This is a genomic window from Mucilaginibacter sp. PAMC 26640 (assembly GCA_001596135.1).
Lineage (GTDB): Bacteria > Bacteroidota > Bacteroidia > Sphingobacteriales > Sphingobacteriaceae > Mucilaginibacter.
The window spans coordinates 3488032-3513353 of record CP014773.1 but is presented as its reverse complement, the minus strand read 5'-3'; the positions used below and the strand labels follow the sequence as shown (position 1 = coordinate 3513353).

19 protein-coding genes are annotated in these 25322 nt (G+C 43.2%); 12 read left to right on the top strand and 7 right to left on the bottom strand.

Annotated elements, in window-relative coordinates:
- The first annotated feature begins 173 nt into the window (after nt 1–173).
- Nucleotides 174–5801, top strand: coding sequence for a hypothetical protein (locus A0256_15195; GenBank protein ID AMR32671.1), 5628 nt, complete (start codon nt 174–176; stop codon nt 5799–5801).
- 78 nt (nt 5802–5879) lie between these two features.
- Here the strand turns inward: A0256_15195 and A0256_15190 are convergent, their stop codons facing one another.
- Nucleotides 5880–8075 carry an ATP-dependent DNA helicase RecQ gene (locus tag A0256_15190; protein AMR34568.1) on the bottom strand — a complete coding sequence of 732 codons (2196 nt, stop codon included), beginning with the start codon at nt 8073–8075 and terminating at the stop codon, nt 5880–5882.
- 241 nt (nt 8076–8316) lie between these two features.
- Here A0256_15190 and A0256_15185 point away from each other — a divergent pair, with 241 nt between their 5' ends.
- A complete protein-coding gene (locus A0256_15185) occupies nt 8317–9402 on the top strand; it encodes a mannose-1-phosphate guanylyltransferase (GenBank protein ID AMR32670.1) in 1086 nt (361 codons plus the stop codon).
- Between the two features lie 134 nt (nt 9403–9536).
- Here A0256_15185 and A0256_15180 read toward each other — a convergent pair whose 3' ends face one another.
- Nucleotides 9537–10307, bottom strand: coding sequence for a 23S rRNA (guanosine(2251)-2'-O)-methyltransferase RlmB (locus A0256_15180; protein ID AMR32669.1), 771 nt, complete (start codon nt 10305–10307; stop codon nt 9537–9539).
- A 307-nt stretch (nt 10308–10614) separates the two neighbouring features.
- On the opposite strand from A0256_15180, the gene A0256_15175 reads away from it, so the two are divergent.
- From A0256_15175 to A0256_15155, 5 genes are all read left to right on the top strand, one after another.
- Nucleotides 10615–12174 carry a replicative DNA helicase gene (locus tag A0256_15175; GenBank protein ID AMR32668.1) on the top strand — a complete coding sequence of 520 codons (1560 nt, stop codon included), beginning with the start codon at nt 10615–10617 and terminating at the stop codon, nt 12172–12174.
- 581 nt (nt 12175–12755) lie between these two features.
- A complete protein-coding gene (locus tag A0256_15170) occupies nt 12756–13238 on the top strand; it encodes a hypothetical protein (GenBank protein AMR32667.1) in 483 nt (160 codons plus the stop codon).
- 9 nt (nt 13239–13247) lie between these two features.
- A complete protein-coding gene (locus tag A0256_15165) occupies nt 13248–13907 on the top strand; it encodes a hypothetical protein (GenBank protein AMR32666.1) in 660 nt (219 codons plus the stop codon).
- Complete coding sequence (locus A0256_15160; GenBank protein ID AMR32665.1) at nt 13888–14694, top strand: hypothetical protein; 807 nt, start codon at nt 13888–13890, stop codon at nt 14692–14694. The genes A0256_15165 and A0256_15160 overlap by 20 nt, the downstream gene beginning before the upstream one ends.
- 1 nt (nt 14695) lies before the next feature.
- Nucleotides 14696–15343 carry a DNA-binding response regulator gene (locus A0256_15155; GenBank protein AMR32664.1) on the top strand — a complete coding sequence of 216 codons (648 nt, stop codon included), beginning with the start codon at nt 14696–14698 and terminating at the stop codon, nt 15341–15343.
- A gap of 23 nt (nt 15344–15366) precedes the next feature.
- Here A0256_15155 and A0256_15150 read toward each other — a convergent pair whose 3' ends face one another.
- Both A0256_15150 and A0256_15145 read right to left on the bottom strand, forming a co-directional pair.
- Nucleotides 15367–16563 carry a chromate transporter gene (locus A0256_15150; GenBank protein ID AMR32663.1) on the bottom strand — a complete coding sequence of 399 codons (1197 nt, stop codon included), beginning with the start codon at nt 16561–16563 and terminating at the stop codon, nt 15367–15369.
- A gap of 12 nt (nt 16564–16575) precedes the next feature.
- Nucleotides 16576–16917, bottom strand: a complete 342-nt coding sequence (locus A0256_15145; GenBank protein ID AMR32662.1) for a hypothetical protein — start codon at nt 16915–16917, stop codon at nt 16576–16578.
- Between the two features lie 77 nt (nt 16918–16994).
- On the opposite strand from A0256_15145, the gene A0256_15140 reads away from it, so the two are divergent.
- From A0256_15140 to A0256_15120, 5 genes are all read left to right on the top strand, one after another.
- Nucleotides 16995–17732 carry an electron transfer flavoprotein subunit alpha gene (locus A0256_15140; protein AMR32661.1) on the top strand — a complete coding sequence of 246 codons (738 nt, stop codon included), beginning with the start codon at nt 16995–16997 and terminating at the stop codon, nt 17730–17732.
- Nucleotides 17733–17761: 29 nt separating this feature from the next.
- On the top strand, nt 17762–18739 hold the full coding sequence (locus tag A0256_15135) for an electron transfer flavoprotein subunit alpha (GenBank protein AMR32660.1): 978 nt from the start codon (nt 17762–17764) through the stop codon (nt 18737–18739).
- Between the two features lie 28 nt (nt 18740–18767).
- On the top strand, nt 18768–19367 hold the full coding sequence (locus A0256_15130) for a hypothetical protein (GenBank protein AMR34567.1): 600 nt from the start codon (nt 18768–18770) through the stop codon (nt 19365–19367).
- Between the two features lie 551 nt (nt 19368–19918).
- Complete coding sequence (locus tag A0256_15125; GenBank protein ID AMR32659.1) at nt 19919–21151, top strand: nucleoside permease; 1233 nt, start codon at nt 19919–19921, stop codon at nt 21149–21151.
- A gap of 79 nt (nt 21152–21230) precedes the next feature.
- Nucleotides 21231–22346 carry a hypothetical protein gene (locus tag A0256_15120; protein ID AMR32658.1) on the top strand — a complete coding sequence of 372 codons (1116 nt, stop codon included), beginning with the start codon at nt 21231–21233 and terminating at the stop codon, nt 22344–22346.
- Nucleotides 22347–22417: 71 nt separating this feature from the next.
- On the opposite strand, the gene A0256_15115 is transcribed toward A0256_15120, so the two are convergent.
- From A0256_15115 to A0256_15105, 3 genes are all read right to left on the bottom strand, one after another.
- Complete coding sequence (locus tag A0256_15115) at nt 22418–22975, bottom strand: hypothetical protein (GenBank protein AMR32657.1); 558 nt, start codon at nt 22973–22975, stop codon at nt 22418–22420.
- Nucleotides 22976–23204: 229 nt separating this feature from the next.
- Entirely contained in the window at nt 23205–24545 is a 1341-nt protein-coding gene (locus A0256_15110) for a transporter (GenBank protein ID AMR32656.1), read from the bottom strand.
- A gap of 13 nt (nt 24546–24558) precedes the next feature.
- Nucleotides 24559–25236: a phosphonate ABC transporter ATP-binding protein gene (locus A0256_15105; GenBank protein AMR32655.1), complete on the bottom strand. Its 678-nt coding sequence runs from the start codon at nt 25234–25236 to the stop codon at nt 24559–24561.
- Nucleotides 25237–25322: the final 86 nt, after the last annotated feature.

Below are 25322 nucleotides of genomic sequence, written 5' to 3'. Positions count from 1 at the left end.
AGACGCAAAACTTTGCGTCTTTTTTGTGTGAGCAACTTTTTTTCATTCAATTAACGAATTACTGTGTGGGAATACCAAAATAAAAACTCCAAAAAATAATATTTATAAAGCGCATTCCAGGCCTTTTATATTTCAAATTTGCTTAGATTCATGGCAAACAATACACCTCTACCATGGATTATATTAACAGCTCCTTTCGTTCAAAAAGGGGCCAGGTTACCACTGCCGTTGCACTCTTACTTGCAGCATTCATCATTTTCTACGTTAAGCAGCACCACCATAAAACAGCCGGACAAGAATTTGGCAAGTACATAGAATCGTATACCACAGGGATAGTTTCAAAGCAAAGTCCCATCCTTATTAAACTGGCGGGCACCTTGCAGGTTAGCCATGAGCAAGGTCAGGAACTCAGCAGCAAGTTATTTGAATTTTCGCCAGCCATAAAAGGCAAGGCGTATTGGGTAGACGAGCGCACTATTGCTTTTAAACCAACCGGCAAACTTGATCCCAATCAGCAATATGACGCGGAGTTTCACCTGGATAAGCTACTAAAGGTCGACGAAGATTACGAGGATTTTAAATTCGATTTCCAAACCATCAAACCGGATTTCAGTATAGATTTTGTTGGCCTAACCAGCACTACCAATACATCTGCCGACCTGATGAACCTAAACGGTAGCCTGGAGACTGCCGATAATGAGGATAACGCTGCGATAGAAAAACTAGTTACCGCAAATTACCAAAGCCCTGTTAAGATACGCTGGCAACACAATGCCACAGCTAAAACGCATTTGTTCTCTATTACTGGTATTAAACGCACAAATGTGGCCTCGCCTATCAGCATTAAATGGGATGGTGATGCTTTAGATATTGAAAAAAAGGGCGTACAATCCTTTGACGTACCTGCCATAGGCGACTTTAAAATACTTGCTATCAGGGCAATACAGGATAACGATCAATATGTATCGGTACAGTTTTCGGACCCTGTAATGGTTGGACAATTGCTAAGCGGACTAATCACCGTAAATAACATTAGCGATGCGGCCTACACCATAGAGGGAAGTGTGGTAAAAGTTTATGCACCCGAGCGCCTGGAAGGCAATTTCAGCATTGTGGTTAATCCGGGGGTAGAAAGTTATTTTCATAAAAAGATTAGTCGTCCTTATAACGGCAACGTGTTTTTTGAGAACCGCCTGCCACAGGTTTCCATCCCGGGCAAAGGCGTAATACTGCCCGATTCCGGCAAGTTATTGCTGCCTTTTGAAGCTGTGAACTTAAAAGCGGTGGATGTAACCATCATCAAGATCTATGAAAACAATGTTCCGCAGTATTTTCAAGGTAATGGTTTTGATGGCAGCACCGGCTTACGGCAGGTAGGCAAACCTGTGCTCGAAAAAACGATTAATCTAAATGAAGACAAAGCGCTTAACCTCCACAAAAAGAATCGCTTTATGCTGGATGTGGATAAGCTTTTTCGTGCAGAACCGGGTGCTATTTACCGGGTACTGATCGGTTTCAGGCAACAATACTCTCTTTTCAATTGCAGCGTGGGCGGCGGGGCGGTTGTATCCGGCGAAGCCAATAACTCCAATGGCGACGAAGAAGAAGGTGGCGGCTATTACAACGATAGCAACAACTCTGGTGCTGTTAGCGATGATGATGACGACTTTTGGTCGAGATATGATAATTACTACGGCGGCTATTATGACTGGAGCAAACGCGGCGACCCTTGCAGCAGTTCTTATTATAACAAACAACATTGGGCCACCCGTAATATTATCGCCTCAAACATTGGCCTCATCGTAAAGAAAAGTGCAGATAATTCCCTTAATATAGCGGTAACCAATATCATCACTGCCCAGCCAATGAAAGGCGTACAGCTAGATTTGCTTGATTATCAAAAACAAGTTATTACCTCGGTAACTTCAGACGCTGATGGTATGGCAGTAGTGCAAATGAAACGCAAACCTTATTTGCTGGTTGCCAAAGATGGCAAAGAACGTGGCTACCTTAAACTGGACGACGGAAGTTCACTGCCGCTGTCACGGTTTAACGTCGGTGGCGAGCAGGTGCAAAATGGCCTAAAAGGTTTTATCTATGGCGAGCGGGGCGTATGGCGACCGGGCGATTCTATCTTCGTTACCTTTATTTTAGAGGATAAATTAAGGTCGCTCCCTCCAGATCATCCGGTGGAGTTTGAATTGTACAACCCAAACGGGCAGTTGTATAAAAAGATTACGCAGACCCGTTCGGTGTACGGTTTTTACAGTTTCCATACAGCAACGGAAACTTCTTCTCCTACAGGTAACTGGTCTGCCCGGATCAAAGTTGGCGGTGCATATTTCGAAAAGAAGATTAAAGTAGAAACCATAATGCCTAACCGCCTCAAGATCAAACTTGATTTTGGCGGGGCAAGCGAACTCACTAAAGGCAGCGGGGCCAACGGCAAACTAACTGCGCAATGGCTATTTGGCGGCACGGCGCAAAATTTAAAGGCTAAGGTAGATGCCTTTCTGTCTTCAAAAACAACGCTTTTTAAGGGTTATGATGATTTTGTTTTCGATGACCCTACCCTATCCTTTAATACCCAAACACAAAACGTTTTTGATGGCAAACTGGATGAGACCGGTGTAGCTGCCATTAATACTGATGTGAATGTAGAAAAACAGGCTCCCGGCCAGTTGCGTGCCAATTTTGTGGTAAAAGTATTTGAGCCGGGCGGCAATTTTAGCATCCAGCAGTCGGCCATGGATTACAATGTGTACAAGGGGTATGTAGGCATTAAAACGCCAAAGGGCAGCGAACTATCGGGCATGCTAGTCACAGACAAAGACCATCAAATCGATATCGCGGCAGTGGACACCAAGGGTAAGTCGTTACCCGGAACAAGGGTCGTGGACCTCGAACTTTATAAAATTCAGTGGCGCTGGTGGTGGGATGAAACTGGCAACGAGATGAGCAACTTTACTCAGGATAATTACAACAAACTGGTAAAGACCGAAAAACTTACAGTAGTAAATGGTCACGGTAGCTATAAACTTCGCGTAAACCAGGCCGACTGGGGCCGATACCTTATCCGGATTAAAGATCCGGGTACGGGCCACTCCACCGGGAAGATCATTTACTTCGACTGGCCAAACTGGTCGGAACGCTTGCAGCAAACCGACCCTACAGAGGCCGCCATGCTATCCTTCACATCGGATAAAAAGAATTATAAAGTTGGTGAAGATGCCACACTAACCATTCCAACGGCAGGTGATGGCCGGGCTTTGATCAGCTTTGAAAATGGCAGCAAAGTGATCAGCACCAAGTGGATAGATACCAAAAAAGGCGAAACGCGCTATACTTTTAAAGTGGATGAAACTATGGCGCCAAATGTTTTTGTAAATGTTACGCTTTTACAGCGCCACGCGCAAACAAAAAACGATCTGCCTATCCGCATGTATGGTGTCATCCCCCTTGCAGTAGAAAACCCAGAAACGATATTAAGACCCGTAATTACGATGCCTGATAAGATCCGCCCGGAGACGCAGTCGGCTATAACAGTATCTGAGGCATCGGGCAAAGCAATGACGTATACCATTGCTATTGTGGATGAAGGCCTGCTGGATCTCACTAATTACCAAACCCCAAACCCACATGAGGCTTTTTATGCCCGAGAAGCACTTGGCGTTAAAACCTGGGACCTGTTTGATTTTGTGATCGGTGCTTATGGCGGCGGCCTGGAGCGCATCTTGAGTATCGGGGGCGATGGCACAGGCGGCAAAAACAAGAATGTAACGATAAACCGGTTTAAGCCGGTAGTAAAATTCCTGGGGCCATTTGAATTAGGTAAAGGTGAGCGGCAAACGAAGAGATTCACCCTGCCGCAATATGTGGGATCGGTAAAGGCGATGGTTGTTGCCGGGCACGAAGGCGCATATGGCACTGCCGAAAAAGTAGAGGCCGTTAAAAAGCCGCTGATGATCATTGCGACACTGCCAAGGGTGCTTGGCCCAGCAGAAAAGATCAAATTGCCGGTAACCGTTTTTGCCATGGAGAATAATATCAAAACCGTAACGCTGCAGGTTCAAAGCAACGCCTTTAGTAATTTGGCAGGGAACAATACCCGCATGCTAACCTTTGATAAACCGGGCGATCAACTCGTTACTTTTGATTTGGATGTGAAAGACTTTGTAGGGATTGGCAAAGTGAGAATTGTTGCTAAAAGCGCAGGCGAAACCGCCGCTTATGATGTAGAACTGAAAGTGCGCAATCCTAACCCACCGGTAACACAGGTATTAGAGAAAGAATTAAAACCCGGCGAAACATGGACCACGCCTTACGCTGCTATTGGCATTAATGGCACCAATAAAGCCACGCTGGAAGTAGCCAGCATCCCACCGCTGAACTTAGGTAAACGGTTAAATTATCTCATCACCTATCCGCATGGCTGCGTGGAGCAAACAACGTCTTCGGGTTTTCCGCAGTTATACCTTGGCCAGCTGCTTGATCTTACATCCCGCCAAAAAGCAGAAAGCGACCGCAATATCCGCCTTACCATTAATCGCCTTAATGGCTTTAGGGTACAGGATGGTGGGCTAAGCTACTGGCCGGGTGAAGGCACCTCCAACGAGTGGGGTACAAACTATGCAGGCCACTTTTTGCTGGCTGCACAAGCTAAGGGGTACAACCTCCCTGCCGGAATGCTTACCGACTGGAAACGTTACCAAAAACAAAAAGCGGTGAACTGGTCACCTGATCCGAGGAAAAACATCAATGATTATTATTTCTACACAGATTTGGTGCAGGCCTACCGCCTGTATCTCTTAGCTCTTGCAGGCGCACCGGAATTGGGGGCAATGAACCTGCTGAAAGAGTATAAATACTTGAGTGTAGCAGCTAAATGGCGCCTGGCAGCAGCCTATAAGGTTGCTGGTCAGCCAGAAATTGGATTGCGAATGATTACCGGCTTACCGCTTACGGTTGCACCATACAACCTGATGTATGGCACTTACGGATCTGATCTTCGGGATGAGGCAATGATCCTGGAGACGCTAACCATACTGGGCCAACGCCAAAAAGCGGCAGAGCTGTTGCGTAAGATTGCATCCAGGCTATCTGTTGATGACTGGTACAGTACGCAAACAACCGCCTACTCACTTGTTGCAATTGCGGAATACTGCGGAGTAAATAAATCCGGCAGTAAGCTAATTTTTAATTACCAGGCTAACAGCGCTAAGGCATCCGTAAACTCCGGTTCATACATGTGGCAGGCAGCAATGGCAGGCAATGGCGGCAACGTTGCAATGAAGAACAATGGGGCAAACAGGCTTTACGTTCGTTTAATTCAACAGGGGCAGCCGTCATCAGGCCAGGATACAGCAAGCCGGGTTAACCCGGATATATTGCAGATGCGCGTGGGTTATTTTACGCTTGGCGGCAAACCGCTTGATCCTACCACCCTTAAACAGGGTACGGATTTTGTTGCGCAGGTAACTATCAAGAACCCAGGCAAGCGCGGGCGTTATGATAATATGGCGCTTACGCAGATCTTCCCGTCTGGCTGGGAAATTCTCAACACCAGGATGCTAAATAATGAAGAGGCATTCAAATCCTCACAATCAGATTATCGCGATATCCGCGACGACCGGGTAAATACCTACTTCAGCCTAAACGAACGGCAGGAAGTCACCTACTTTGTGATGCTGAATGCTGCCTACGCAGGGAAGTTTTACCTGCCTGCTGCTTATTGCGAAGCGATGTATAACCAGGATATTAATGCGTTGATCAAAGGCCAGTGGACGGAGGTGATAAAATAATATCCCGCAGCAGCCCATAAACGCAAAAACGGCAAAGGAGCTTAAAGCCTTTGCCGTTTTTTATATAAGATCAGCTGATTAGTTCCCTACTTCAGACACGAATTTAATCCGCATCAATTGTATTTCTTCGCGGGTATAATCGTCCGGCCCCAAATCAACCAGCGCATCGTCTATCGAATCTACCTCGGCAGATTTGAAGTAATCATATACCTCTTCCTGCTTATCCTCATCAATCAATTCATCAATGTAGTAGTTCAAATTTAATTTGGTACCCGAGTTTACGATGGTTTCCACTTCCTTCAGGATCTCTTCGTAAGTTAATCCTTTAGATGCAGCAATATCATCCAGATTAAGATGTCGGTCGATATTTTGAATGATGAATACTTTTAAAGCAGACTTGTTTGCAGCGCTTTTGATCACCATATCAACCGGCCGGTCGATATCGTTATCATCCACATATTTTTGGATCAGATCTGTAAAGGGCTTTCCAAATTTAAGAGCCTTACCAGCACCTACACCAGAGATCTGTTTAAGCTCCTCGGTATTGATAGGGTAATGCGTACACATTTCCTCCAGCGATGGATCCTGAAAAATAACAAATGGCGGCAAAGCCTTCTGCTTGGCAATCTTCTTGCGCAGATCTTTCAACATTTGCAAAAGTTGAGTATCCAGCGCACCGCCGCCTTGTTTAGGCCCGTCTTCTGCTTCGTCCTCATCTGTTGGCCCCATTTCACGGTTAAGCACAAAACGGATACTGTAAGGGTTTTCTAAAAACGCATGGCCGGATTTGGTTAAATGCAGCAAGCCATAATGATCTATATCCTTAGCCAGGAAATTGCTTAATAATGCCTGGCGCAACAGAGAGTTCCAAAGGTTTTGCCCGTCAGCTATACCGGTGCCAAAATAGTCACTCAGCTTATCGTGCTGGTAATTTTTAACCTGCGCATCATCTTTACCCATCAGGATATTGATGATATGGCAATCGTCAAATTTCTCACCAATCAGCTTAATAAGGCTTAACGCCTTGTGCAAATGCTCTTCGCCGTCAAAGTGCGTTTTGGGAGCGCTGCAGTTATCGCACATGCAGTTACACCCCGCCTCATTAAAGTTTTCACCAAAGTAATGCAGCAGCTGCTTGCGGCGACAAACCGAAGACTCTGCGTAGTCAATTACTTCTTTCAGGATCTGGGTGCCTATTTCGCGCTCGGCAACAGGCTTATCTTTCATAAACTTCTGCAGCTTATCAATGTCCTTGCCCGAATAAAATGCTACGCAAACACCTTCTCCACCATCGCGGCCCGCACGGCCGGTTTCCTGGTAATAACCCTCCATGCTTTTGGGCATATCGTGGTGTATCACATAACGAACGTCTGGCTTATCTATCCCCATCCCAAAAGCGATGGTAGCTACAATTACGTCAACATCCTCCATCAGGAATTTATCTTGTGTGTCTGCACGTACTTTCGGATCCAGACCCGCGTGATAAGGCAAGGCCTTTACACCGTTTAAGTTAAGCGCTTCTGCAACTTCTTCAACCTTTTTACGGCTCAGGCAATAAATAATGCCGGATTTGCCCTGGTTCTGTTTTACAAATTTTACAATTTCTTTAATGGCCGTGCGCTTGGCCCTTACTTCATAAAACAGGTTTGATCTGTTGAAGGACGACTTGTACACAGTCGCATTATTCATCTGCAGATTTTTTTGGATATCCTGCTGAACTTTTGGAGTAGCCGTTGCGGTTAAAGCAATAATAGGGATATCGTCACCAATATTACTGATCACCTGGCGGATCTTTCGGTACTCCGGGCGAAAATCATGCCCCCACTCAGAAATACAATGGGCTTCATCTACTGCTACAAACGATACTTGATTGAGCCTTAAAAAGTCAACATTTTCCTGCTTGGTCAGTGATTCGGGCGCAACATATAAGAGCTTGGTTTTTCCGCTCAATACATCGTCCTTCACTCTGATAATATCCGCTTTGGTTAGGGAGGAGTTTAAAAAATGTGCTATACTGTCAGATCCGCCAAAGGCTCTTAGCTGATCTACCTGATTTTTCATCAATGCGATAAGCGGAGAGATCACAATCGCTGTGCCTTCGCTCATTAAGGCCGGAAGTTGATAACACATGGATTTGCCGCCACCGGTAGGCATAATCACAAAGGTATCGTTACCCGCTAAAATATTAGTTATAATCGCTTCCTGCTCACCTTTGAAGTTATCGAACCCGAAGAAATTTTGCAGGTTGTCAAAAAGCGACTTTTTCGTTTCTATCATTATTTACTTGTACGTTTGAAAATTATGTTCAAAATAACAAAAATTTATTACTAAACGGCTACTTCTGTTAAAAATTTTATATAAAAATGATTATTCTGCTAAAAACATTTTGTTTATTTGGCAGGTTTACCAGTGGTATTTTGAAGCCTAAAATATTTAGTTTTATTTAATACTAAATTTACAAATTAATGTACACTTTTAGGATGTGTTTACCAAATAAAAAATCTTTACTCGCAACATGAATAAAAACAATTATGCCATAATCATGGCAGGCGGAATTGGCAGTCGCTTCTGGCCAATCAGCAGAACATCACACCCTAAACAATTTATCGATATCCTGGGAACCGGCAAAACGCTTATTCAAAACACTTACGACCGTTTCCTGAAGGTTTGCCCTAAAGAAAATATTTTTGTTGTAACTAACGATAGCTATACCGGACTTGTAAAACAACAATTACCGGATATGGCCGATGAACAGATCCTGACCGAACCTGTGATGCGTAACACAGCACCCTGTGTTGCTTATGGCTGTTTTAAAATAGAAAGTATAAACCCAAATGCTGCTATTATTGTTGCCCCTTCCGATCACCTGATTTTGGACGAAGCCGCATTTATAACTGCTATTGAGAAATCTCTGAAAACGGCTACCGAAAAAGATTGCCTGGTGACTTTAGGCATTAAGCCATCCCGCCCGGATACCGGCTACGGGTATATACAATATACCGAGAATACGATCAATGAGGAGTTTCATAAAGTAAAAACATTTACTGAAAAACCCACTGTGGACATTGCCAAGACATTTATTCAAAGCGGGGACTTTTTATGGAACGCGGGTATTTTTGTATGGTCGGCAAAGGCTATAGTTGATGCGTTCAACAGCTACTTGCCCGAGATGCATGAAATATTTGCAGAAGCCAGACCATTTTACAATACCGAAGAGGAACGCTCTTTTGTACATAAGATCTATCAGCGCTGTATCAATATTTCTATTGATTACGGCATCATGGAAAAAGCAGCTAACGTATATGTGCTTCCTTCGGAATTTGGCTGGAGCGATTTAGGCACCTGGGCCTCGATTTACCAGCTGGCCGATAAAGATTATGTCGGTAACGCAGTAATTCCTTCAGAAAAGGTAATTATGTACGATAGCAGCAATTGTATGGTAAACGTACCCGGTGAAAAACTAGTTATTTTGCAAGGGCTGCACGACTTCATCGTGGTGGAAAGTAATAATTCATTACTGATCTGCCCACGCGACCAGGAGCAGAATATCAAACAGGTAGTGGCGGATGTGAAGAATAAGTTTGGAACGAAGTATATTTAATAACAACCGAGGGCAAGCACCCTCTGCACATAAAGAGCAAACTTTTGCAATCTAAACGAGAAACGCCGGGCACTTGCCTGGCGTTTCTTGTTTATTTAATTCCAAAATTTTAAAGTCGAATGCTCTTACATTATTTAGGGAGCGGCTTGCACCCGCTGCCTGATCGCCTCATATAGGATCACAGCAGTGGAGACCGAAACGTTCAAAGATTCAATTTCCCCAAACATGGGGATTTTAGCCAAATGATCTGCAATACGGATTATATCATTGCGGATACCATCTTCTTCCGAGCCCATAATGATGGCTGTTGGGGCAGTATAGTCTGGCGTGTAGATATCTTCACTGGTTTTTTCGGTACAACATACCAATTGCAGGCCCGATTCCTGTAAAAACTTTACGGTTTGCATGAAGTTATCGTGACGGCAAACAGGGATCTTATACAGTGCACCCGCTGAAGTTTTGATGGCATCTGGGTTGATCTGCGCGGAGCCTTTTGCTGGGATAACAATTGCGTGCACCCCGGCACATTCTGCAGTACGCGCAATAGCGCCCATGTTGCGTACATCCGTTATACTATCCAGCACCAGTATCAGCGGCACCTCACCCCGTTCAAATACGTCTTGTACAATATTCTCAACCTTTTGATAAGTTATCGGCGAAATAAACGCAATAACGCCCTGGTGATTCTTCATGGTGATCCGGTTCAGCTTCTCTACCGGAACCTGCTGAGCCGTGATCTGATATTCATTCATCACATCGCGCAGCTCGTTCAACAATCCGCCTCCCAACCCCCGCTGGGTGTATAAAGCTTCGATCTCTTTACCGGCCAGTATAGCTTCTATCACAGCCCGGATGCCGAAAACCATTTGGTTTCCTTCGCGCACCGGCTTCGTATTATACGTCATATTTTCAACATTGAATTCAGACCAAAAGTAGCTATATTAAGTCATTTAACGCTTATTGAACTGGTCACCCGTTTTGGTCATTAAAATTCAACATAACCACATACTTAACATTTGCGAACTTTTATTAACATTATTATATGCATCTCATTTAAAGCATTTTATAAAACAATCAACAACTTATTAACATGTGGCGTTGATAACATTGGCTTAAATTTATATAACTGATACCGTTTTCATTAAGTTATAAATTGTGATGTTAGCGAAAAATCGGACCTCCGCGAGCTTATTTTGTATATTTTTGTAAGCTATGATTTTTGAGAACGACGCCCCTAATAATAAAACCAATACCGACCGCAGAAGCCGCCTCACCGCCCCTACTCCTTACGCAGGTGCAGGTAAACTACAGCCGCAAGCGCGAGATTTGGAAGAAGCCGTGCTAGGTGCACTCATGCTTGAAAAAGATGCGCTTTCGTCGGTAATTGATATCCTAAAACCGGATGTATTTTATGTAGAGGCTCATAAAAAGATCTTCCAGGCCATCCACACGCTGTTTGAAAAAACATCGCCCGTGGATATTCTCACAGTTACCGCCCAATTGCGGCAGCAGGGTGAATTGGAGATGGTTGGGGGTGCTTATTATATTACGGAATTGACCAATCGCGTAGCATCCGCGGCTAATATTGAATACCACGCGCGGATCATCATTCAAAAATTTATACAGCGCGAACTGATCCGCATCTCTACAGATGTGATCAACAGCGCTTACGAAGACACCAGCGACGTTTTAGACATGCTGGATAAAGCCGAAAAGAATCTTTTCGAGATAGCCCAAAACAACCTCCGTCGCGATTCCCGCAAGATGGATGATTTGATGAATGAGGCTTTAAAAGAAATTGAAGCGCTTAAAGATAAAAAAGATGGCTTAACGGGCGTAGCTTCCGGCTTTACTGATTTGGACCGCATGACCTCCGGCTGGCAAAAGTCTGATTTGGTGATCATCGCTGCCCGCCCTGCGATGGGTAAAACAGCCTTCGTACTAACCTGCGCACGTAACGCCGCCGTCGACTTTAATAAACCCGTTGTGGTATTCTCCCTGGAGATGTCCTCGGTACAATTGGTTAATCGTTTAATTTCCGGCGAGACTGAGATAGAGCAAGAAAAGATTCGTAAAGGAACTTTGGAAGAATGGGAATGGCAGCAGATCCACTCCAAAATTGGCCGTCTGGAAGCTGCCCCCCTGATCATAGATGATACACCCGCATTGAACATCTTCGAGTTTCGAGCTAAATGCAGGCGTTTGAAATCACAGCATGATATACAACTGATCATCGTCGATTACCTGCAGCTGATGCACGGTAAAGGCGAAGGCAAAGCAGGTGGCGGTAACCGCGAGCAGGAAATTGGTAGTATTTCCCGTGCCCTCAAATCAGTAGCCAAAGAATTGAATGTGCCGGTTATCGCGCTATCGCAGTTAAGTCGAGCAGTGGAAAGTAGACCAGGTGGTTCGAAAAGGCCAATGTTATCAGATTTGCGTGAATCGGGTTCTATCGAGCAGGATGCAGATATGGTATTGTTCCTTTACCGCCCGGAATATTACGGACTAGATGTGGATGAAGATAATAACCCTACACAGGGTGTTGGTGAGGTAATCATCGCCAAACACCGTAACGGTGAAACCGGACGGGTACGTTTGAAGTTTGTAGGTAAATACGTGAAGTTCCAGGATTTAGAAACAAGTATTGACAGTTTCTCTCAGGCAGGCAATGCTTTTGCCGGCCTTGCACCATCTCAGGATTTTGAGAAGCAAAGCAATTTTATTATTCGCCCTTCCAGTATGAACGATATGGAGGATGAGCCTCCGTTTTAATTCCACCCTTTCTACTAAATGCATCTTGTCCTTTTAAATTTAAGCTGCTATGCCATTAAAACGTATAGCAGCTTAAACATTTTTATGGATTAAATAGCTATACGGCTTGTGCGTGTTTGTTATGCGCAACTTTACCTTTGTGAAACACGGCGTGGCTATGTGGAGCACTGCTGCTTATTTGTAAATAGCACGTGCAGCATCATCTTAAACTTTTGACTTCTTATTTAAACCGTCACTAAATATTCCCGCTTTAATTGCACTTTGAACTGACGTGTTAAGCATTTTTGCAGCCTTTTAGTAGCGTAAAAAACTCAAGTATCAATCAGCTTAATTACACCAATAGCAGCGTAAATACTATCGCATAATACTTCTTACTCAAAGCATTTCTGCGAATTAATTATTACCTGCACAAATTATAATCTGTGTATAAATACCTGTTTTTATAAATGCGTATTTATACGCATCAAACTGCACAATGCTTACCTTAGATTTGGTGATAAGGGGCGCGGCTTAAATAATTAAACATTAAGCAGTGCAACTTAAAAACCTAACTCAAAAACAAATTCAACCTTTAAATTATCATGAAACAAAACCCAATTAAATTCTATTATTTACGCTACAATATTCTTGATGTTGTGGCCATGATTGACAACTGCCCAGACATTACAGATTTTGTATTTTCAAACATCTGTACTGATGGTGATGGCTATATGCAACTAATTTCGCATGGCAGAATGTTTGTTCCACCAACTCAGTACAAATACAGCGCATTCACTACCGTTTTACAACCCTATCGCGATCAGGCTTTTCTGGTAAACGGGGAAGTAATTATGTCTAACAATTACATTACTATAGCCGATATGAAAACGCTGATTGGCTATCAAAATGGCGAAAGTACTAATCCGCACGGCTTTTTATTATTTACTCCGGCACTTACCGAAACCAACTATCTCTACTACAATGTTGTGGCCTATACTAGCGTTGGCAATTCTGATACCGAAGTAAACACCGGCGACCCTACAGTGCCTACCAACCCTTCGCCACCTGCAACCATGACTAAGTAAACTTTACCGATGCTTCACATCCTATCGTTATTAATAGATTGGTCGGAAGTTTGGGCTCTGTTTATCCCTTTACTTTTTTATAAAAAACAACCGGCAGCTTACAGGCCGGTTGTTATTTATTTATGGCTCGCTCTGTTTATAAATATAGCTATAGACATTACCTGGAAATTCCGGGCATATATCCCTGCGGCCATCAATTCCAACAACTACCTTTACAATATTCACTCGGTTATCCGGTTATTTTTGTTCAGTTTGTTTTTCCTCCGGCTTAATCAACCTTTTATCGTTTGGATGAAAATAAGTGTTCCGCTCGTCTTCCTGTTATTTTTGGTCATAAACTTTGGCTTCTTTGAGCGGTTTTTTAATTATTGGCAGTTTAGCAGCAGACTACTATCGGTAGAAGCTTTCTGCTTACTATTTTATACGCTTCAGTACTACCTTTTCAAAATAACCGAAAATGTAGAAGTAAACATTTTTACGCCGGATTTTTGGCTGGTAACCGGGTTGGGCATATACACCACCATCAACTTTTTTATTTTTTTGTTATACAACGAGCTCACCATCCGGATGCAGGCATTCGCTATCAGTTTATGGTCGGTACATAACATATCTTTCATCATCCTTAACCTTTTTATAGCCAAATGCTTTTATGAATCCGGCAAACAATGATATACGGTTACTGCTGGTTGTGGGTATTGCTGCCATGCTTATGCTCTTCATCAGCTTTCTTATCATTTTTATTTTGTCGCAGCGTAAAAAACTGCAGTACCAGCAAGAGGTGCACGTGATGCAAAAAGCGCAGCAGTTTCACCTGGTTGAAGCGGCGGTACGAAGTGAGGAAACAGAAAGACAGCGCATTGCAGAGGAATTGCATGATGAAGTGGGCGCTTTGTTAGCCTCTTCTAAATTGCATTTCAGAATGATCGAAATTGAAAAAGTAGGTGCCGACAGTAAGGTATTATACGAAAAAGGCAACACGCTGCTGGATGAGGCCATAAGTAAGATCAGGGGAATTTCACACACACTGCATTCGTATATTTTGAAAGAATTTGGACTAAACGAAGCCATTAAACATTTTACAGAAAAACTGTCAGATAATTCGGCAGTGGCCATTACTACCTCACTTGATGACAGCTATACAACCCTCATTCCGCAAAACGATTTGGCAATTTACCGCATTACTCAGGAACTGCTTAATAATATTTTCAAATACGCATCTCCCACTATCATTCGCATAAGTTCGGTTTACAACAACAATATTTTAGTATTAAAAGTGATACACAATGGCGCCGGATTAACACAGCAAGTTTTCGAAGAATTGCGCTATATTAGTTCCGGCCTGGGCTTAAAAAATATTCAAAACCGTATTTACCTCTTACAAGGAGAAATCACATTTATAAAAGAAGATACTACCTACGCTATTCAAATCACCATTCCTACATTAACAATTAATTGATATGGAAAAGATCAGGATTGCCATTGCCGATGATTATGCTATTTTTCGCGATGGCTTAAAGGTTGGCCTAAAACCCGACCGCAATCTACAGGTGGTTTTTGAAGCCGGAAATGGCTTTGAATTAATAGACAGGCTGGAAAAGCAATATGTGGATGTGATTTTAATGGACTTAAAAATGCCGGGGATGGATGGCATAGAGGCAACCCGCGAAGTGAAAAAGCGGCACAGCACCATTAAGGTGCTGGCAGTAACCATGTACGATGACCCCAAATTTATAATTCATTTAATGGAGAACGGTGCCAGTGGCTATCTCCTAAAAAATGCTGAGCCCGACGAAATAAGAAAATCGATCTATGCGGTACATGAAAACGGCTACTATTTTAATGACATCGTAAACAAAGCGCTTATCAAAAAATTGCTGATAAAAGGTATCAACAAACCATCATTTAATCAGCAAATAGAATTTACGGAGCGTGAGATGGAGGTATTAAAACTGATATGCGAGGAGAAAACTGCGCTGGAAATAAGTAAACAAATATTCTTGAGCGCCCGATCGGTTGAAGGTATCCGGCAGCGCCTCATTGATAAAATTGGGGTTCGTAATACTGCCGGCCTGGTGATGTTTGCCGTTAAAAACGACTTGATATAGCAATTCAATCAGGAATCATTCGGTTACATCAAACCCAATGCTATCCCGATAACAATAATCACAGGTGCTTTTATTCGCGTAAACTTCAATAATAGAAAAGTAGCTGCCATCAATCCATACGCCATCAGGTTGAGGCCAAACGGCATAACCAGCATGATGAGCGCTGTTGCCATAAATCCTACGGCAACAGCATTAATACCGCTGAGGGAATTTTTAATCCGGGTGATCTTTTTTAGATCGTTCCAGAAAGGTACGATGAATAGGATCAAGATTAAACCCGGCAGGTTTACACCAATTACAGCAACCAGGCTGCCTACCACTTGCCCCGCTATACCATAACCCTTATTACCCATACTGATTCCCCCAACGAAAGAAGTGAAAGAGAATGTGGGCCCCGGTAGAGCTTGTTGTAAAGCGTAACCGGTTAAAAATTCGGAATTGCTGAGGTAATGCTTCAGGTCTACAAATTCGGTATACATCAGGGGCACCAAAACCTGACCGCCCCCAAAGATAAGAATGCCATTACGATAAAAGTTCTCGAACAAGCGAATGGGTAAACTAAACGGCGAAGTACGGTTAACCAAGGCACCCAGTGCTGCAAAAAATAACAGAATGCCAATAAAGTAGGCTACCTTGTTAGGGTTAACATTACTAAAAAGCTTTACCCGAAGTTCATTTTCCATGGGTTGAGTTTCCAATGCAGATGAAACAATCCCTCCCAGCAAAATGAGTATTGGAAATGCGTATGGGTTATGCAGTATCAGGGTTGCGATAAGCGAGCCTAGCGCCAGCATCATGGTGACTTTTGTACGTAAAAATTTCATTGCAAAAGTATACGTAGCATAACCCACTATCCCGACAGCCATGGGTTGTACATATTTAAGGATCGCGTTGAATTTATCCTTATCGGCAAACATTTTATAGCTGATGGCCGCCATACACATAATAGCTGCCGACGGCAAGATCCAGATCAAAAAAGTAACCAGCGCTAGTCGGATTCCGCCAACTTTCCAGGCGATACCTACCAGGGTTTGCGTTGATGACGGCCCGGGCATTATTTGAGAAAGGGCATTTAATTCCACCAACTCCTCTTCGGTAACGTACCCTCGCTTTTCTACAAACTCGCGCAATAAAACTGCAATATGCGCCTGTGGTCCGCCAAAGGCGGTAAAAGTATAAAAGGTTACATCCCGGATGAACAGTAACTCCCTGCGTCTCAAATTTTCGGCTAATTAATAATCGTCATCATCATCATCAAAGCCTTTTAATGCCATATAAACGCCCTGCAATTCAGAGAGGGCATGCATATCGCGTTTAGCCCTCGTTATTTCTATTCCTTTCTCGTAGATATTTATAGCATCATCTTTTCTATCAAGCGCCTCATATAGCTTGCCGAGGTGGTAATAAGTGCCTGAATAGTTAGGATGATTCTCAACCAGGTCCTCATAATAACTTAAAGCTTTTTCCGTATCATTCAATCGCAGATACTCCGTAGCCAGTGCGTACTTCAAAAATTCGTCGTTCGGCTCGTTCTGTATAAATGCCAACAGCTTGTCTAATCTGCTCGTGTCCATTTTAAACTCTCTCTTTTTTAACTAAATTTGCATCACCACTACAAAACAAAACCTGTGAATTATAACCAATTATAATGATGAAAATACTAGTATGTATTAGCAATGTTCCGGATACCACTACAAAAATAACCTTTACAGATAACAACACCCAATTTAATACAAATGGTGTTCAGTTCATCTTAAACCCGTGGGATGAGATTGCCCTGGCACGCGCCATTGAACTAACCGATGGCGGCAAAGGCACCGTTACCGTGATTAACGTTGGAGAAGCCAGTACCGATGCTACCATCCGTAAGGCACTAGCCATAGGCGCCACCGATGCGGTGCGTATCAATGCAAAAGCGCATGATGCGTGGTATGTTGCTTATCAAATAGCTCAATACGTAAAAGCGAATCCTTTCGACCTGATCTTGACGGGTAAAGAATCGATAGATTATAACGGCTCTAAAGTTGCCGGTATGCTGGGCGAATTGCTGGATGTACCGTCGGTATCTATCATCAAAAAACTGGATGCAACGGATGCCGAAGCAACTGTTGAAAGGGAGATTGAAGGTGGCAAAGAAGTACTAACAATCCCCTTCCCCTTTGTTGCCGGTTGTGCCGAGGGTGTTGCCGAACCAAAGATCCCGAACATGCGCGGTATCATGAGCGCACGTACCAAACCACTTACCGTAGTTGAACCTGCGGAGGTAAAAACCTTTTCAGAGATCATCAGTTATGAAACTCCTGCCCCACGCGGACAAGTTAAACTGGTGGGCGCTGATGACCCTGCACAGTTGGTAGATCTATTACACGCTCAAGCCAGGGTAATTTAATTATTTGCTATTTACGAAGAACAAGATTTATGTCAGTTTTAATATATGCGGAAAATGCCGGCGGTAAATTCAAAAAATCAACTTTTGAGGCGGTAAGTTATGCCAGGGCCATTGCCGATCAGCATAATACAAACCTGGTAGCCATTTCTATTGGCGATGTTGCCGCTGATGATCTATCCATACTCGGTAAGTATGGCGCCGAGAAGGTACTGAATGTTTCTAATGAGAAGCTAAAGAACTTTGTAAACCAGGCATATGCATCGGTAATTGCCGAAGCAGCCAAGGCACAGGGTTCGGATATCGTGGTTTTGTCCAACTCTTTTAGCGGCCGTGGTTTAGCGCCGCGCATAGGTGTTAAGCTGGATGCCGGTGTTGCTGATGGAGCAGTGGCTTTACCGGAGCTGGTTGGCGGGAAATTCACCGTTAAAAAAACTGCGTTTTCAGGAAAAGCCTTCGCTGTGGTGGAATTAACATCTTCTAATAAAGTAATTGCACTTACACCAAACTCCTACAAAGTTGTTGAAAGTAACGGAACGGCACGGGTGGAAGATTTTGCGGTCGAAACTAAAGAATCGGATTTTAAAGCGATGATTAAAGATATCGTAAGGTCAACGGATAAAGTTTCTTTACCCGATGCGGAGATTGTAGTTTCTGCGGGCCGCGGCTTGAAGGGCCCGGAGAACTGGGGCATGGTTCAAGAGCTTGCAGACCTTCTGGGTGCTGCCACAGCCTGCTCAAAGCCGGTATCAGACGCAGGATGGCGCCCGCATAGCGAACATGTTGGCCAAACGGGCATAGCTGTCAGTCCAAATTTGTATATTGCGATAGGAATTTCGGGGGCTATCCAACACCTTGCCGGTATCAGTTCATCAAAGGTTATTGTGGTGATCAATAAGGATGCTGAAGCCCCGTTTTTTAAGGTGGCTGACTATGGCATTGTTGGCGATGCATTTGAAGTATTGCCCAAATTAATTGCGGCAGTTAAAGAATATAAAGCGACGGCTTAAAAAACGATTTTTTGTGATGGGTAACGATATGAAAAAGATAAAGCTTGATATAGTGGGGCTCTCCTACAGCCAAACGCAATCAGGCGCTTATGCGTTGGTTTTGGGCGAAGTTAGCGGTCGCCGCAGGTTACCGATCATTATCGGCAGTTTTGAGGCCCAGGCCATTGCCATAGAGATTGAAAAGATGACACCAAGCCGCCCGCTTACACATGATTTATTCAAAAGTATGGGGCAGGCGTTTAACATTACCGTGCAGGAAATTATCATTTATAACCTGGTTGATGGCATATTTTATGCTAAACTGGTTTGTTTCGACGGTAAAAAGACGGTGGAGATCGATGCGCGCACCTCAGATGCCATTGCGGTCTCGGTGAGGTTCGATTGCCCTATTTATACTTACGAGTTTATTCTTTCTACCGCAGGTATTGTTATTGAGGGTAATGATTTTGTATACCTCGAAAACATCAACGAAACAGCAGAAGAAAAAACGCCGGCAACGCCTGCGGGTTCTTTTAATTCGTTAAGCGACGATGAGCTGAAGACCCGACTAGCCCAGGCCTTGTCAGATGAAGCTTATGAAAAGGCGGCCAAGATCCGTGATGAATTAAATAAGCGTAAGGCTTCGTAAATAATTTTAATATCCCACCGGTAAGCAATTAGTAAGCTTACCTTTTAGTGATTAAATATTCAGGTGTTTCACTCCGCGAAAGCGAATCGGGTGAAACACTTATACATTTCATTATCAAATACTTACACTTTTATACGAATCACCCTAATCGGGAAGTATTGCCTGCAAAAGGCTCATTAGCAGTGATTTAATAAAACATAAAAAACACAGATGATTAGATAAATCACTTTCAGTGAATCACCCTTAAGCGTTGTGTTGTACCGAAAAACATTGACACTTTTTATTAAGCGATCATGTTTTAGTTGTACATTAATTTATGAACGATAAGACACCCGTAATATCAATACATACCATCCCGGTTAGCTATCGAATCTTAAAGTGCGGCGCCGGTAATGCAAAAAATCGCTCGTCTATTTACTGCAGTTTGCCTCATTACAACGATCTCACTTTCCTATATCACCTTATTTCGCTATTTTCAGCCTCTAATTAAAATTAATTAACTGTTTCTAAAAAACCTGGTGGGTATGAATATTAAGTTTCGCTTAATAGTGATGAATTTTATGCAATTTTTTATCTGGGGAGCGTGGCTACTCACCATCGGTGCCTACTGGTTTCAAAACAAACACTGGTCGGGGGCACAATTTGGCGCTATATTCTCCACTATGGGTATTGCATCTATCTTTATGCCAACCATAACCGGCATTATCGCAGATAGATTTATCAATGCGGAAAAGCTTTACGGCATCATGCACATCCTCGGTGCCTGCGTTCTATTTAGCCTGCCAATGGTGAAAGATCCGGCCACTTTTTTCTGGGTGATACTGTTAAACATGGCTTTCTACATGCCAACCCTATCTTTATCTATCACCGTCGCCTATTCGGCCTTAAAAAACCAAAACATCGATGTCGTAAAAGAGTATCCGCCAATCCGTACCTGGGGTACTGTAGGTTTTATCGTGGCTTTATGGACGGTGAGCATCACGCACAACGAAACCTCATCCAACCAGTTCTATATCGCCTCCTTTGTTTCCCTGTTATTGGGTATATACTCATTTAGCCTACCCAAATGCCGGCCGTATGCGGTGCGCACCGGGAATAAATCATTTGCCAATCTTTTGGGCTTAAACGCCTTTGCACTGTTCAAAACACCAAAATTCGCTATCTTTTTTATCTTCTCGTTGCTACTGGGTGCAGCACTGCAACTTACAAACGCATATGGTGATACCTATATTCATGACTTTGCTACCGTTCCGGCTTATAAAGATCTGCTTGCAGTAAAATACCCGGCTATCATCATGTCTATCTCCCAGATCTCGGAGACGCTGTTCATCCTGGCTATCCCCTTCTTTCTGCGCAAATTTGGTATTAAGTATGTAATGCTGTTCAGCATGCTGGCATGGGTATTAAGATTTGGCTTATTTGCATTTGGTGACCCGGCCGGTGGTTTATGGATGATCATTTTATCGTGTATCGTATACGGGATGGCTTTTGATTTCTTTAACATATCCGGGTCGTTGTTTGTAGAAACACAGGCTGCACCAGAAATCCGCGGCAGCGCCCAGGGGATGTTTATGATGATGGTAAACGGATTTGGTGCCTTTTTTGGCAGCCGGATCAGCGGCTTTGCCATCGATCATTTCTTTACTTTGCCAGATCAAAGTAAGAACTGGCATGGCATCTGGCTGGCCTTTGCCGGTTATGCACTGGTAATTGCAATTATCTTTCCTTTCGTTTTCAGGTACAAACATAATGCAGCGCTTAAACATGCCATTCAACATGCTTAACGGTATTATCAGCAACTGATATTACACGATAAAAGAGAAAATAACCCTATTATCCTATTCATAACTTTACCTGCCTTACATGAAAAAGCATTACCGGCACCAGAACGACTGCCTTAACTGCAGTACGATCCTCGAAGGAAAATTTTGCCACAAGTGCGGGCAGGAAAACCTGGAGATGAAGGAAAGCTTTTGGCATATGCTGAATCATGCCGTGAGTGATTATTTTCACTTCGACGACCAGTTTTTTCATACGCTTAAACCACTTTTTGCCAATCCTGGCAAGCTTACGGTTGAATACCTGGCAGGGCATCGTGCGCAGTACCTGCATCCGGTAAAAATGTATATTTTTATTAGCTTGATCTTTTTTGTCCTCTTCTTTCACGGGAACGACAGGAATGTTGTGCAGATAAAAGACTCAAAAGAAAGCGGTGCCATGGCGATCGATACGATACAACATAATCTGGGTAAGGACATTGATAATGATAAAAGCCTTACCGCCGCTCAAAAGAAATCCGTCAAAGAAAAGCTGAACCGGTTTTTACCAGGTGTTGCGCTAGACACCTCACTTGCGAAAGACACAACAAAAAAATTGTCGAAGCCAGCAATTGCCGAACAGGAGCGCAATGAAAACGGTATCTTTAATTTTATAGAGGACGACAAAAGCATCAGGAATTATGGTGACTACCTGGCCAAGCAAAAGACATTACCCGCCCATCAACGGGATGGATTCATTACCAGGTATATTGAAAAAAAGAGTTTCGACTGGGAAAACCAGGGAAAAAACGCACGAGAAGTTTTTGCTGAAGCTTTTAAACACAATGTGCCCAAGATGATGTTTTTGCTGTTGCCTTTGTTTGCGTTTATTCTGAGCGTTGCTTTTTATAAAAACAGGAAGTTTTATGTAGAGCATGTGATTTATGCCATTCATTTGCATTGCTTCTTGTTCCTGTTTTTGGCTGCCTCCATCCTTCTTAAAATGCTGATTCCGCCTGGTATGAAGGCAATTGCAGATATTATCGACTTTATCGTAACACTTGCTATTGTATACTACATTTACCGTTCGCTCAAAGTGGTATATAAACGCAGCAGATGGCGCACAATAAGCAAAATGATGGGCGTATCCGCTATGTACTTCCTGGTATTCGGTGTATGTTTTATACTGATTGCTGCCGTTACCGCTATTACTACCGTTTAATAAAAGTATCCTCCCACAAAAAGGGCCTGTGTTATCAACACAGGCCCTGATGATTTCGAAAATCGATATCCTTACAAGAAAGCGTAGCCCACACTCAGATTAAACAAACTCACGCGGGTTTTGTAATTGGTTGAATTATTAAGCGTGTAATTTTGCTTGCTGATTCCAGCTTCATAACGCAGATCAATAGAGATTTTTCTAATATCGATCCCTGCTCCTGCGGTTAAAGCAAAGTTTGAATTGTTGTAATTAAGGGTGGCTGCCTGGCCGACGGCGTTTGTAAACGAGTTATCTTTATTTATGGCAAATGAAAACAGCGGACCGGCATAAAACCTGCCACCAAAACCAAACGCTCCAACTTTTCCGCCAAAAAGCAGCGGCACATCAATGCTGGTAAATTTAGCTCTGGCGGATGTGTTGTTGCTGGTATTGATATCTACATTTTTACTCGTCACATAAACTTCCGGCTGAAAGTTGAAGCCCAATGCACCGAAACGTGCCCAAAGGCCGCCAAGGTAACCAGCCCGGTTACTGCTGCTAAATACACTATTATCTGTTGACAGGCTGCTTAAGTTCACCCCACCCTTTAAGCCGACCTGGAAATTTGGGAGGATCTGAGCCTGGCTCATTAAAACAGAAGAAAGGCATATTAATAAAGTAAAAGTTAATTTTTTCATAAGAGTTTATATTTTTAAAAGTAACACCAAATTTATAAATTTTGTGTTAAAAAATTGAGTCAAAAAAAAGGGGATTGTTTGGATTGGAAATATCCGGTACGCCGTTGACAATGGCGTACCGGATACCGGGGTCAATTCTATGATAAATGTAATAATATATCACATCTAGAACCAAATTTTATTATAATGATAATTTACCCTGGTAATAATCTAAAATCTTGTTATAAATGTATACGCTATACCTGGCGTTGATCAAGCCTAATTTAGTACGGTCCAGGTTGTTTTTAGCAACCACAAAATCTACCGAGGTAAGCACACCCGCATTAAAGCGGATCTCTGCGGTACGGAACGATTCCGTGTACGCCTTCGCCTGCTCTACCAAAACGCTATACCTGTCATAAGCCGAGGTCATGTTCAGGTACGCCTGCTCAACATTTTGCCTAAGCTGCACCTTGGTGGTTTGCTCCACATAAATATTATTTTGCAGATTGATTTTGGCCAACGCAACCTTATTACGGTTTTGGAAATAATTTAAGATGGGTACACTAAGGCTAACCCCTACCTGGGTACCGTAATTATTTTTAAACTGGTCATAATACCCCTGGCTTTGCCCGGCCACCTGGGCCGAACTTGAAATATTGGTAGATAGGCCGCCGAATAAAGATAAGGTTGGAAATAAGGAACCCTTGGCAACCTTTACACCCTTTTCTGCGCTTTGGCGCCTTAACGTGGCCGCTTTTACGTAAGCCAGCTGGTTTAATGCAACATCAAAAACCTGATCTGCCGAATAAGGCGTTTGCTGGGCCAGTTCCGCCGCGTTGATGGGTTGCAGGCTGATATTCTCCTTATAGGGAATGTTGAGGATCTGCAACAAACTGAGTTTGGATGATTTTAGCGTGGCAATGGTATTAACTACGTTTAACTGGTTATCGCCATAGGTACCTTTTAAATCATACAGGTCTGATGGTAATTTGTTAGCACCCTCTTTTTCTAAAACTTCCAGCCGCTCTACCTGTCTTTGCGAAACCGTTAACTGGTTTTTCACCTGGTTAAGTAATTCGGTATTATTCAGCACCGACAAATAAGCGGTAATCACGTTGATCGTAACCTGGTCTTTAGCCTGCTGAAAGTCCATTTTACCGGCCTGGTAAGCTAGCGATGTTTGTTGGATATTATTAAGATTTTGCAAGCCGCTAAAAAGGGTAAGACTACTGTTGAGGTTATAATTACCCGATTTGAACGATTGATTTACATAGGTGTTTGTTGATGGATCTATACCGCGGCCATTACTAATGCTGTGATCAACCTGGCCGCTGATGGCCGGCAAAAGAAATTCTTTGGCCTGGTTTGAATTTACCTGCGCAGTTTGCAAAGCCAACTCGCTTTTTTTTACATCCAGGTTGTTTTTAATGGCAATATCTATGCATTGCTGCAGGTTAAGCGAGGTATCTGCCGACTGGCCATGTGCCAGCACAGGGATTGAAAGTGTAAGACTAAAGAAAAGGTATTTAAAGTATCGCATTGTGAGTTATAGTTCAGAATTTTTTGGATGATTCAACCCTGCCATCCAGCAGGTTAATAATGCGCGAACCGTATTCGGCATTTTTTTCGGAATGCGTTACCTGGATGATTGTAACGCCATCTTCTTTATTTATTTTGCTAAACAGCTCCATGATCTCCTCCCCTTGTTTGCTGTTAAGGTTGCCGGTTGGCTCATCGGCTAATAACAATTTTGGTTTGGCAATCAGCGCGCGGGCTATACCCACCAGCTGCTGCTGCCCACCCGAAAGTTGTGCCGGGAACAGGTCTTTTTTACCTACAATGTTAAAGCGATCCAGCATATCGGCCACCATGGCTTTGCGCTCGCTCCCTTTTACATCCTGATAAATTAGCGGGGTTTCGATGTTTTCATAAACGGTAAGTTCATCTATCAAATGATAAGCCTGGAAAACGAACCCAATGTACTGTTTGTATAGAGACGACCTTTGTTTCTCTTTTAACTGGTGAACGGGTTGCTCTACAAAATAATGGAAGCCGGTAGAAGGCTCATCCAGCATGCCGATGATATTGAGCAGCGAAGATTTCCCTGAGCCGGAAGGGCCCATGATGGATACAAATTCACCCTGATCTACGTCTAAGCTGATATCGTTGATAACGTAATTTTTGTTGCCGCCAACCTGGTAATACTTTGAAATATGCTGCAGTGATAACATGTTATGAATTTTAGTTTAAGTGATTTAGCTGTTTCCTGATTTCAATATTACTGTAATTGATTTTGGCATTAAGTATCAATAACATA